Genomic DNA, 10,682 nt, shown 5'->3' with positions numbered 1-10,682 from the left:
GGCGAGACGCCCCCGGTGGTCCGGGAGGAGAACGGGGTGACCATCATCCCGGTCCTCGAAGAGATCCTCGTCGTCGAGAAGCGCCTCGTCCTACGGGAGGAGGTGCATGTCCGCCAGACCACAGCGGACGAAGACGTCGAGGTCCCGGTGACACTGCGCAAGCAGCACGCCGTGGTCGAACGCGTGGATCCGGAAGGCCACGCCAGCGAGCAGATCAATCCCCTATCAGCTCAGGATCAAACATTATGACGCAGACGATCACCGCGCTCTTCGATCGCCCGACCGAGGCACAGGCCGCTCAAGCCAAGCTCATCGCCGCCGGCATCCCGCAATCGACGATTAGGCTGGTGCAGGGAGCGCAGACGGCGCGCACCAGCGGCTCTTACGATTACCGCAAGGACGAGGGCGGGTTCTGGGGCTCGCTCAAGGACTACTTCATGCCCGAGGAGGATCGCTACGCCTACAGCGAGGGTCTGAGCCGAGGCGGCACGCTGCTGACCGTGAGTGTCGAGCCGACGCAGTCCGACACAGCCTACGACATCCTGGAGCAGAACGGTTCGGTCGATCTCGACCAGCGTGAGAGTGCTTGGCGCCAGGAAGGCTGGAGCGGCTACTCGGCCGGTGGAGCTACGGCAGCGAGCTCGACCACGGACACGACGGCGACCGGAACCTCGGCTACGGGCGCCGCGGCCCTGAAGGCCGCCGGCACGACCACCGGCGAGTCGGACTACATCCCGGTCGTTGAGGAGCGGCTCAACGTCGGCAAGCGCGTGGTCGACAGCGGCCGGGTGCGGGTGCGCTCCTACGCCGTTGAGAAGGCAGTAAGCGAGAACGTCACCTTGCATGACGAGACCGTGCACGTTGATCGGCGTGTGGTCGACCGGGCGGTGACGCCTGGCGACATGGCTCTGTTCGAGGACAAGGTCATTGAGGCCACCGAGATGCGCGAAGAGGCGGTGGTGTCGAAGGAAGCCCGGGTCGTTGGCGAGGTCGGCATCCGCAAGGATGCGGCTCAGCGCGTCGAGACCGTTACGGATAAGGTGCGCCATACCGAGGTCGAGGTCGAGGACGAGCGCGGCAAAGTCAGCCGCACTGGCACGACCGGCACCACGGTGACGGACGCCGCGCCCGGCACCCGCAAGCCGGTCTGATCCATCCGAGAAGCGCTGCCTGGATCCTTGATGCACCAGGCAGCGCACCATGCCGAGATCCGAGTTCGGGTCGGCCCGTTCTCGACGGCAACCTGTCAAATAGGCCCCGCCATGTTTCTGAACCGCTCGCTTCTTCTCCTCTTGCCGCTGATCGCAGCAGCACCCGCATCGGCGCAGACGACTGTTACCGGGCAGCCGGCAGCGGGTGAGGTCTCCAGTGCGACCTCCGGTGGTCAGAACGCCGTGACGCGGCCGAACACGGATCACGCCAACACGGCATTGGTCACAGGAGCGGGAGCGAACGTCAAACTGGAGCGGGGTGCCAACAGCTTCACTGAGGGTGAGGCCCGCCGGCGTCTCGAGCAGGCCGGCTACCACGAGGTCACGAACCTCAAGAAGGACGGCAACGGCATCTGGCGCGGCGATGCGCTGATGGGCAGCAAGCCGGCCAGCGTCGGCCTCGACTTCAAAGGCAACGTCTCGGTGCGCTAGCCGGTTTCCGCGTTCGATTCATCCGGTTCAAACCCCTCGGAGTGCTTCCATGCCCACACAGACCCTCTCGGCCCTGTACGATCGCTACGACGACGCTGCCGCGGCCGTGACGAAGCTGGAGGCGGCTGGTGTGCCGCACTCCGACATTAGTCTCGTCGGCAACAAGACGGAGACGACCACCACTGGAACCAGCGATCCGGTGGACCATGCCACCAACGGTGCAGGGACCGGTGCAACGCTCGGCACGATCCTGGGTGGCGGTGCCGGTCTCCTCGCTGGCCTCGGGCTGATGGCCATCCCGGGCGTCGGTCCGGTCGTGGCTGCGGGCTGGCTCGTCGCGACGTTGACCGGTGCCGGCCTCGGGGCCGCGGCAGGTGGTTTGACCGGTTCGTTGACCAGCGCCGGCGTGAGCGAGACCGATGCGCATGCCTACGCTGAAGGCGTGCGCCGGGGTGGTTCGCTACTGACCGCGAAGGTGGATGAGGCCCACGCCGCCGTGACCATGCGCATCCTGGAGGAGCATGGCGCTGTCGATCTTGACGCACGTACGCAGGGTTGGGAAAGCGAGGGCTGGAGCAGAAAGACGGCTGGCGCGTCGCAAAGCGATACTTCGACCTTGATTGGTTCGGACGCAGCCGCAGGCTCGATCGTGCGCGAGAACGATGCGGTCGACGCTCCCGTGGCTAGCCCGGATACACGGACGTCCGGTGCTCGCCGGGTGCGTGTCTACAATCACCCGGTCTGATCATCGGGATCCGCGCGCCAGCGCAGCCTCGGCATCGACCAATCCGATCAACCTGGTCGAAAGGCCGCTTCAGGAGTCCAGATCATGGGCCTACTCGACAGTATCATCGGCAGTGTGGTCGGCGGCAACGCCAGTAAGCAGCAGGGCGCCGGCGCCAGTCCCCTTGTAAGCGTCCTGATGAGCCTTCTGGCCGCACGGGCCGGAGACGGCGGCCTTGGCGGCATGCTGGGCAACGCAGGTAACAGTCTCGGCAGTGGCCAGGGTGGTCTCGGTGGTCTGCTCGGAGGTGGCGGAGCAGGTGGGCTTGGTGCCCTCGTCGAGCAGTTTACCCAGGCCGGCCATGGTGGGGCGATCAACTCGTGGATCGGCCAAGGACAGAACCAGCCAATCGCACCGCACGATCTCGGAGCGGCGCTCGGTCCGGAAACGGTGGGGCAGCTCTCACAGCAGACGGGCATGGGAAGCTCCGACCTGCTGTCGCAGCTCTCCCACCTGTTGCCAGGTGTGATCGACCAGCTCACCCCGCAAGGCCGGATGCCGACCGAGCAGGAGCACGCACACTGGTAGCTCTTGTTGCGCCTAACCAGGACAAAACGAGCTTTGCCGTTCCAATTGGATCAGCACAGAGGTGTTCGTCCTTGGCTCCTGACCACAACGCTTGCCTTTCTGATGGTCGGCAGCACCGGAGCCAACCACTAAGTATCGATTAGTTTGGACAAGCTCGATACTCATTCGAGACAGGCCGGCCTCTCCCGCAACGAGCTTCTTTCCTGGCTCTCATCAGAGCTTCCTTCGGTGGATCGCTACACCCCCGACGGCAGGCTGCCCGCCCATTGAGGCGTTGCACCTGAGGACATCCCGCATGCCGGTCGGGATCCCTCCCGTCCGGACGCGCCGGTCGACATGACCGCAACGAGCACCGTGACGGTGCCACCCGAGGAACCCACCATGGCCAAGACCGCGCACGCTGAGGCTGCCAAGCACCACGAGGCTGCCGCCAAGTCGCACAAGACCGCCGCCGAGCAACATGAGAAGGGCGACGAGACCGCCGCCAAGCACTCGAAGGAGGCCCATGGCCACTCCGAGAAGGCACACGAGAGCTCGACCAAGGCCCACGGCAAGAGCGCCAAGAAGTAACACGACCCCATCCAACCGCCGGACGCGCATCCCGCGCGCCCGGCCCCAACTTCGGAGAAGAACCATGGACGAGAACCGCATCACCGGTGCAGCGAAGGAATTCGGCGGCAAGGTCCAGGGCGTCGTTGGCGACGTGACGGGCGACCGCGAGACCAAGGCCAAGGGCGTCGCCAACGAAGCCAAGGGCAACGTCGAGAACCTGTACGGGCAGGCTAAGGACGCCGTGCGCGACGTTGCCGACCACGCCGGTGACCTTGCGCAGGGTGCCCTGAAGCAGGGTCGCGACGCCTTCCCCGACGCCGAGCGCACCTACCGTCAGGGCGCCGACACGGTGACGAGCTACGCCAAGGAGTCACCGCTGATGATGGCCGCGATGGCGGGCGCACTCGGCTACCTCCTCGCGATGGTCATCCACGGCCGCCGCTAGGTGCGGCCTCACCCAAGCCGTCCCGCAGGTCAGGAGCATCACCTTGAACGATCCCACCCGACTTGCGTGTCCGCCCCTCGCCGATGGCCCGATGCAGGCGGCACGCTCACAGGCTGGCTTGGCCGATGCCGTGCGCGACCAAGCCAGCGGCTATGCCGACCGGCACAAGATCGAGGCTGCAGGCTTCCTCTCTGAGCTCGCCGGCGCGCTGCGTTCGGGCGGTAGCCAACTGAATGGACAAACACAGGTAAAGCCGTTCGTCCACGCCGTCGCCGACAACCTCGACGCGTTCTCGGACCGTATCATACGCCGAGGCTGGCGTGAGCTTTACCGCGACGCCAAGGGGGTCGCACTAGGCCACCCGTTGGCGACGGCCCTGGTGGTCGGGGCGCTGGGGTACGGCGCCTTCCACATCATCCGGTTCGGCGAAGGCGGTGCTGGCAAATCCCCCGGTGAACCCAGGCAGGCGTGGGGCGGGTACCTTTGAGCGCCGTCCCGCCACCCACATCTGCCCATGGCATTCCCAGTTTGCTCGCCGAAGCGCTCCGGGGTGTAGGCGACGTCGTCCGGGGCGAGATCGCCCTGTTCCGCCAGGAAATAACCGACAGCCTGCGAAGCCTGATCGTCGGCCTCGCGGCGATGGCCGGTGCGGCGGTGTTCGCCGTTGTCGGCTTCCTGGTCCTGGTCGACGCTTTGATGAAGTGGGTCGCCGCTGTCGTCGGCTCGGAGGCGCTCTCCGCCCTGATCGTCGGTGTCGTCTTCCTCGTTCTCGGCGTCGTCCTGGCGCTGACCGCCAGGAGCCGGTTCTCGCTCAACGGGCTCATGCCGACTCGGACAGGCCGCCAGCTTCGGCAGGACGCCACCGTTATCAAGGAGCACGTAGACGCATGAGTGACGCCGACGCACTGGAGCACGAGATCGAGGCAAGCCGCGGCCGCCTGGGCCGGACGCTGCACAGTCTTACGCAGCGCCTCACCCCCACCGGCATCGTCGAGGACATGCTCCGCAGCATCCGCCACGACGCGACCGGGGCCGTCCTCTACGACGGCGCCCTGGAGGCTGTCCGCCGCAACCCGGTGCCAGTTCTCATGATGTGCTTCGGCACCGTGATGCTCCTCAAGGGCAAGAATCCCATTGGGGGGCTGCCTACCGAACCATACGGGATCCGGATCGGTTCGCCGTACCGAGCACTGCCATTGCCTCGAAGCCTCCAGCTACGACATCGAAAAATTCCCGGTGACCGAGACAACGACAGTCCACGACGCAGAAATGGCCAGCGTCGAAAATAGTCCCGGGACGAGGCGGTATGAGCTCGCCGCGACACTGGTCAAGCTTGGGATATTCGGCAGCAGCTTTCCGTCCAGTCGGCACATGTTCTGGCTGGACCAAGTACAGCGCCTAAGCACAAATAATGGCAATGCACTGACTCCCCACCCAGAGAAACGCATTTAATTGCTGCTCTCTAATTCGATGAATTAGCGCAAACACTGCGGCTTAAGCAGCTCTTTCTTTCATTCATATACCCGTTGCGTCTAGTTGAAAGTATTGAAAGGAGTCTTGCATGACCATCGAGCAAGTCTGCCTGGTGGTCGTTCTAAACCTCCTCATTGGCAGCTTCATCACACGACTAAGGCGCCTGCGTACGCACCGATCCGCGAGCTTTATCTTGGTCGCGATGATCCTAACCGGATTCGCTATGATATGGCGCTCTCTTATGGTCTGATATCGTCCCCAATCAACCCGCTTTCAATCATAGGAGTTGATAACATTGGCTGAGAGCGTGTAATAAGTCGAAAGACTATTGTAGATAGGCGTACGCTGCCTCAATACCGAGGTCCCCTGTTGGGGCCTACTTCAAGAGATGCCCCATGACTGACCCTATCCCACAGGTGACCCCATTGCGGACTGAGACCTCGCCGATGGTCTGGACCATATTTCTCGGAACCGCACTTCTTGGGCTGGTGGCTCTACCGCATCGCAGACTCACTTCGCGCTCGGAAGACGCATCGAGTCAGCTTGGCACCGAGGACGGTCCAAAAACTCACGAAGGGGTGGTCGCTGCCCGGATCGCTGATACGGAGGCTGACCGAGGTCGTAAGGCGTCCAGCCCATCTGAGATCCCGGCCAAAGGTTGGTTCGATATTGGCAAGCGCCTGTTCCAGGAGTTCAGCAACGACCGTGTACTGCTGGTTGCGGCAGGCGTCACATTCTACGCCATCCTGGCGCTTTTTCCCGCCATTGGCGCTTTTGTCTCGATTTACGGCCTTGTCGCCGATCCTACGACCATTAACGAACAGTTGGCCTCTCTCCAAAGCGTCATGCCGGGCGGTGCCCTCGACATCATCGGCGAGCAGGTCAAGCGCATCGCAGCAAAAGGTGGCGGCACCCTCGGTTTCACCGCGGCCTTCGGCATCGTCGTGTCGATCTGGAGCGCCAACGGTGGCATGAAGGCAATCTTTGATGCGCTGAACATCGTCTATGATGAGAAAGAGAAGCGGAACTTTTTCTGGTTGAACTTACGATCTCTGACTTTTACAGCTGGAGCGCTTCTCTTTGTAGTCCTAGCTCTTGTCGGCATCGTTGTGATACCGGCTGCGCTAGCCTTGCTGAATTTGGGTTCGATGGAATGGGTGATCGCATTAGCGCGATGGCCGATCTTACTCCTGGTCGTCTTAGGCAGCCTGGCGCTTTTGTACCGGTACGGACCGAGCCGAGAAGCTGCGAAGTGGCGTTGGGTCACCTGGGGAAGTGGCGTTGCTGGCGTTCTTTGGATCGTCGTGTCGGCGCTATTCTCGTGGTATGTCTCAAGCTTCGGCAACTACAATGAGACCTACGGGTCCCTTGGAGCCATCATCGGCTTCATGACCTGGATTTGGATCTCTACGACCATTGTCCTGCTCGGAGCGGAGTTAAATGCCGAGATGGAACATCAGACGGTCACAGATACGACAACGGGTCGGCCGGAAGAGCTTGGTGCGCGCAAAGCAAAAGTGGCTGACACCATCGCAGCTGCCGTATGAAAATTGGATGGATAGTTCGAATGCTTCTGGTTGCAAAATCCATACTTCTCAGAAATATATCCAGGATTCGTGAGAGCTATATTTGAATAATAACTGATAAATAACATTCATCCTATCAATCAGCATGACGGCAATTCGACCATTTTCCGCACATGGGCAGTCGGCGGTTCTCGACGCAACCCGGTCGCTTGGTTCGCCACAGGCGCTTCCAACGAGCGGCCATTCATCGGCTGTCCGGCAACTTCGACTAGGGGAATAGGCCGAAGCTCGGGCGGCATCGGAAGGCGGACATCAAACTTTGCTTATTCACCAAACATTATATTTCGTTTCCGGAACTATCACTGGGTGAGCAGGAGCTTCCCCGAGATCGGACCAACGCCTTTAGGTACCGGCACACTGGTAGCGTCGTAGTTCGCGTTGAGGTACAGGTTCGGCCCTTCATAGAGGTTGACTTGTGCGGCGACGATTACGGTGTAGGCGGACTGATCAGCCACAGGCTTGTCCGCGTCGATCACCAACCGGCCAACAGGTAGGTAGATCGTCCCCAGCATGGTCCGCGCGTCGTCACTGATAATGCGGTAGGTACGCAGAGGGCGCGTCAAACCCAGGGGCTGAGGTGTCGGCGACGGGGCCGGGGAAAGAGGAGAGAGCAAAGCGCCTACGAAGCTGATGATTGCGGTCGTCGGGTCGACAGGACTGCTGACAGTTCGATCTTCGGCCATCAATAGGCCAGCCATGATACCCGTAGTCGGAGCTGCTAAGCTGATTGTAGACTTTTTGTCGAACAGCAAACCAGCTTGATCTCCGGCAAAAAACAGGCCGACATCCGTACCTGTCAGTGAGCCCTTTTGATCTACCACGAGCGGCCCATCCTTCATAACGTAGATGCCGGATCGAAGAGTGACGTTCGCCTTCTTCGTGATGTGCAAGCCGCCGCAGTAAGTGCCGGGATCAAGGGTGACGCTCTGGTCGACAAGGTTCTTACTGGTATCACCCTTGCTGTTGGCCGAAGCCGGGATCGGCATGCAACTGCCCGGTACGGGTAGAGAGCGGTCTTTGAGCGGATCACCCAGCGTCGGACAGCCCGTTTGCGGTGGGGGTGCGAAGTTCGCTCGCGCTCCACTGTAGCCCCCCGCCGAGCAGATGGTCTGAGCTTTGGCCATGGCGCTGTCGCCGCCGAACATGCCTTTGACGTTGGATGAATTTGAATAAAGCGAGCACCCATCTGCGGTGACCTCGGCCCTCGTCTGCAGGTTGAAGGCGCCGGGTGCGCTCTGGTCAAGGGTGAGCATGCACAGGCGCATTTTGCCAACGACGTTGGCTCGCGCTTGTACCGCCACCACCGTCGTACGAATGCCTAGAAAGGCGCCGAAAGCCAGCCTCACCGTTTCCTCAGCGCGAGCGAACACACTTGTCTTATCTTTAGCTACAGTGACGGTGAGCGTGAATGGTCGATCCGGTAACAAATGGGCGCTGTCTCGAACCGTCTGTTCGGTCACGCCTTGGACTGATTCAACGGTCGATGATGCGAGCTTGAGGGTGTTACCGCCGGCAAGGGTTCCCGCATCGACAGCACTCTGAAGTTGGGTGCGGCGGTACGAGAGGCGGGCATAGTCGACGCCGCCGCCGACGAGGCCAAGCAGTAGAGTTGCACTTAGACCGAAAATGATTGCGACACCGCCGCGGCAATCAACCAAGAAGCCATCTCGGCGACTTAGCGTACTAGGTACTTCGAAGCGCGGCTCATCAATGGCCTCTTCTAGAGGGACAACCTTCACCTGTGGTGGATTAAAGAGCGATCGCATGGCACTTTGAATGACGGAAGAAAATCAAAATAGTCTTAAAGACGCGCAAAGACTGATGAATGCGTCAAGCGATTGCCGGATAAGAAGCGTGTTGTGACGGGGGGGCTTTAACTCTGTTAAGCAGAAATTAATATTTTAAAGTAATATTAATTATCAACCCACAACAGGCCATTTGAATGTAAATTTCTGCATTGAATGAACATAACTTATTTTTAAGGCTGGTTGTATATGTATATCTCGTATGCTGCACGGTTTGTCTGGTTTCAAGCGGCGGCTACGTTGGGAGGTGCCCATGCAGCTGGGTAGGCATTGCCGATCGGCTTCCTTTGTCAGCTCCGAAAGCGGCAATATCATAGTAATTTTTGGGCTCACCCTGCCCCTCCTCGTCGGTGCGAGCGGCCTCGCGATTGACTACGGCAATGCTGTGCGTATCCGCGCTGTTGAAGCCAGCGTGGCCGATGCGACCGCCCTGCTGGTTGCGAACGCTGACACCGTCGCCGCTGCCACCGAAGGCCTGCGCCTGGCCAGTGCTCAGCTCACCTCGCAACTGGGTTCGGTCAAGACGACCAATGGCTTCCAAGTTAATGGTACGTGGGTTGACGGCGCGAACTACCGGGTGACAATCTCGACGACGCTGAAGACGAGCCTCTTGCACCTTCTACCCGGAATGCCAAGGCAGATTACAGTCGGGACTGCCACGACCGTCAATCGAGTCGCGCCTGTCTACCAGACCAGCCCGCCAACGTTTAGCCAGCTGTCACCTGAGGCTGCTGACTACAACCGTATCTACATGTACTGCTACTCGTCCGATCCAAAACGACAAGCCCAGGCCGACAAGGGTCGCCGAGGCATAGTCGCCATTGCCGACAATGGCGCGCCTTCGACAGATTACTCTAAAGCCACCTTGCCCACCTGTGGCGCCAATGAAGCGCCAAGCTATATGCTGCATAACGTTCGAAACGCTCGCAGCAACAAATCCGCATGGAATGATACGAATCAAGAAACTTACGAGTATTATACCGATACGACCATCGATACGGGAACACGCGTACAGTCGGTGAGCATGAAGGGTTATCGCGTGTACAGCGGAACCACTCTGTCTCCGATCAACATGGTCTCAAATCCAATTTTGGAGACGATTGTCTGCGACACCCTGAGCCAATGCAAAAGTAAGTCGGACGGGGGCATCTTGCCGAATAGTCATACGACCCACAATCCCGCCACGGCGACCGCGAGTTGTAGCGATAACAAGTACATGTATTACGGCTGGGAAGATCGGCCGCCGAACGCTGGTAGCGACATGGACTATGACGATATTCGAGTCATCGTATCCTGTCCGACATTGGTGAAGGTCTCTGACAAGAAATTACGAATCGTCGAATAGCTTGAAAATATGTAGATTGGACATGATCGGCCCCCACGAGGTGATCCAAGAGTGAAGTTAGTGCACGGTGGGCCGCTCCGCCACGAGTAGCTTGGCCGGCGGAGCTGGTCGGGCGAGCGCAGCCGGCTAAGCGGAGAAGGCTGGCACGAACACCTCCGGTGCCGGCGGCCGGTATTTCAGCGAGGCCTGCGGGCGCACGCCGTTGTAGTGACGGCGCCAGCTTTCGATGACGACCTGCGCTTCCCTGAGTGTGTAGGAGATCTCGCCGTTCAGAAGTTCGTCGCGAAGCCGTGCGTTGAAGCTTTCGACGTAACCATTCTTCTCTAATCAACGATGCGCGTGTCAACGGATTATGGGATCCCCCGTGGATCTCATGCTTCGCTTCGAGGTCGACCCGAGGTCGCCTCAGGATGGGGTGCTGAAGGGCGGCGGGACCAATCTCCCTTACGCGGCCTCGGCATCTGAGGATGCCGGGCACAGGAACGGCTCCGTCCTCGCCTAACCCTCGTCCCCACGGGGAC

The 10,682-nt window shown here is 60.6% G+C and carries 14 protein-coding genes and 1 pseudogene; 13 read left to right on the top strand and 2 right to left on the bottom strand.

Features of this window, described 5'->3' with window-relative positions; genetic code table 11:
* The 12 genes from MKK70_RS23900 to MKK70_RS23845 all read left to right on the top strand — a co-directional run.
* Positions 1–249: DUF2382 domain-containing protein (locus MKK70_RS23900; protein ID WP_243950367.1), on the top strand; the 249-nt coding region annotated here is incomplete at its 5' end.
* Positions 246–1,151: a YsnF/AvaK domain-containing protein gene (locus MKK70_RS23895; RefSeq protein WP_243938591.1), complete on the top strand. Its 906-nt coding sequence runs from the start codon at positions 246–248 to the stop codon at positions 1,149–1,151. The genes MKK70_RS23900 and MKK70_RS23895, both read left to right, overlap by 4 nt.
* Positions 1,152–1,181: 30 nt before the next feature.
* Positions 1,182–1,643 (top strand): hypothetical protein, encoded by a 462-nt coding sequence (locus tag MKK70_RS23890; protein WP_243938589.1) that lies wholly within the window; start codon positions 1,182–1,184, stop codon positions 1,641–1,643.
* A 49-nt stretch (positions 1,644–1,692) separates the two neighbouring features.
* Positions 1,693–2,388 (top strand): hypothetical protein, encoded by a 696-nt coding sequence (locus MKK70_RS23885; protein WP_243938587.1) that lies wholly within the window; start codon positions 1,693–1,695, stop codon positions 2,386–2,388.
* An 84-nt stretch (positions 2,389–2,472) separates the two neighbouring features.
* Entirely contained in the window at positions 2,473–2,955 is a 483-nt protein-coding gene (locus MKK70_RS23880; RefSeq protein ID WP_243938586.1) for a YidB family protein, read from the top strand.
* A gap of 144 nt (positions 2,956–3,099) precedes the next feature.
* A complete protein-coding gene (locus tag MKK70_RS23875) occupies positions 3,100–3,225 on the top strand; it encodes a YidB family protein (RefSeq protein WP_313899109.1) in 126 nt (41 codons plus the stop codon).
* A gap of 66 nt (positions 3,226–3,291) precedes the next feature.
* Positions 3,292–3,525 carry a hypothetical protein gene (locus MKK70_RS23870; RefSeq protein ID WP_243950365.1) on the top strand — a complete coding sequence of 78 codons (234 nt, stop codon included), beginning with the start codon at positions 3,292–3,294 and terminating at the stop codon, positions 3,523–3,525.
* Positions 3,526–3,589: 64 nt separating this feature from the next.
* Positions 3,590–3,952, top strand: coding sequence for a CsbD family protein (locus MKK70_RS23865; RefSeq protein ID WP_243950363.1), 363 nt, complete (start codon positions 3,590–3,592; stop codon positions 3,950–3,952).
* Between the two features lie 43 nt (positions 3,953–3,995).
* Positions 3,996–4,439 (top strand): hypothetical protein, encoded by a 444-nt coding sequence (locus MKK70_RS23860; protein WP_243950362.1) that lies wholly within the window; start codon positions 3,996–3,998, stop codon positions 4,437–4,439.
* Positions 4,440–4,480: 41 nt separating this feature from the next.
* The gene (locus tag MKK70_RS23855; RefSeq protein ID WP_243938578.1) at positions 4,481–4,843 is read left to right on the top strand and encodes a phage holin family protein; all 363 of its coding nucleotides are present in this window, start codon (positions 4,481–4,483) and stop codon (positions 4,841–4,843) included.
* Positions 4,840–5,241 carry a DUF3618 domain-containing protein gene (locus tag MKK70_RS23850; protein ID WP_243950360.1) on the top strand — a complete coding sequence of 134 codons (402 nt, stop codon included), beginning with the start codon at positions 4,840–4,842 and terminating at the stop codon, positions 5,239–5,241. Before MKK70_RS23855 ends, MKK70_RS23850 begins: the two co-directional genes overlap by 4 nt.
* A 630-nt stretch (positions 5,242–5,871) precedes the next feature.
* Entirely contained in the window at positions 5,872–6,972 is a 1,101-nt protein-coding gene (locus MKK70_RS23845) for a YihY/virulence factor BrkB family protein (RefSeq protein WP_243950358.1), read from the top strand.
* A 338-nt stretch (positions 6,973–7,310) separates the two neighbouring features.
* Here MKK70_RS23845 and MKK70_RS23840 read toward each other — a convergent pair whose 3' ends face one another.
* A complete protein-coding gene (locus MKK70_RS23840; RefSeq protein WP_243950356.1) occupies positions 7,311–8,777 on the bottom strand; it encodes a pilus assembly protein TadG-related protein in 1,467 nt (488 codons plus the stop codon).
* 292 nt (positions 8,778–9,069) lie between these two features.
* On the opposite strand from MKK70_RS23840, the gene MKK70_RS23835 reads away from it, so the two are divergent.
* Positions 9,070–10,161: a TadE/TadG family type IV pilus assembly protein gene (locus tag MKK70_RS23835; RefSeq protein ID WP_243950355.1), complete on the top strand. Its 1,092-nt coding sequence runs from the start codon at positions 9,070–9,072 to the stop codon at positions 10,159–10,161.
* Positions 10,162–10,218: 57 nt separating this feature from the next.
* Here MKK70_RS23835 and MKK70_RS23830 read toward each other — a convergent pair.
* Positions 10,219–10,482 (bottom strand): annotated as a pseudogene (locus MKK70_RS23830) (integrase core domain-containing protein); the annotation flags it as partial.
* Between the last annotated feature and the right edge of the window lie 200 nt (positions 10,483–10,682).

It is taken from the genome of Methylobacterium sp. E-041, from assembly GCF_022829665.1.
Lineage (GTDB): Bacteria > Pseudomonadota > Alphaproteobacteria > Rhizobiales > Beijerinckiaceae > Methylobacterium.
The sequence above is the reverse complement of the archived record's forward strand: the minus strand, read 5'-3'. Positions and strand labels throughout refer to the sequence as shown.

Coding starts and splice junctions, on each gene's coding strand:
- MKK70_RS23895 (WP_243938591.1), top strand. CDS start 246: ATGACGCAGACGATCACCGCGCTCTTCGATCGCCCGACCGAGGCACAG.
- MKK70_RS23835 (WP_243950355.1), top strand. CDS start 9,070: ATGCAGCTGGGTAGGCATTGCCGATCGGCTTCCTTTGTCAGCTCCGAA.
- MKK70_RS23865 (WP_243950363.1), top strand. CDS start 3,590: ATGGACGAGAACCGCATCACCGGTGCAGCGAAGGAATTCGGCGGCAAG.
- MKK70_RS23885 (WP_243938587.1), top strand. CDS start 1,693: ATGCCCACACAGACCCTCTCGGCCCTGTACGATCGCTACGACGACGCT.
- MKK70_RS23890 (WP_243938589.1), top strand. CDS start 1,182: ATGCACCAGGCAGCGCACCATGCCGAGATCCGAGTTCGGGTCGGCCCG.
- MKK70_RS23870 (WP_243950365.1), top strand. CDS start 3,292: ATGACCGCAACGAGCACCGTGACGGTGCCACCCGAGGAACCCACCATG.
- MKK70_RS23850 (WP_243950360.1), top strand. CDS start 4,840: ATGAGTGACGCCGACGCACTGGAGCACGAGATCGAGGCAAGCCGCGGC.
- MKK70_RS23845 (WP_243950358.1), top strand. CDS start 5,872: ATGGTCTGGACCATATTTCTCGGAACCGCACTTCTTGGGCTGGTGGCT.
- MKK70_RS23880 (WP_243938586.1), top strand. CDS start 2,473: ATGGGCCTACTCGACAGTATCATCGGCAGTGTGGTCGGCGGCAACGCC.
- MKK70_RS23840 (WP_243950356.1), bottom strand. CDS start 8,777: ATGCGATCGCTCTTTAATCCACCACAGGTGAAGGTTGTCCCTCTAGAA.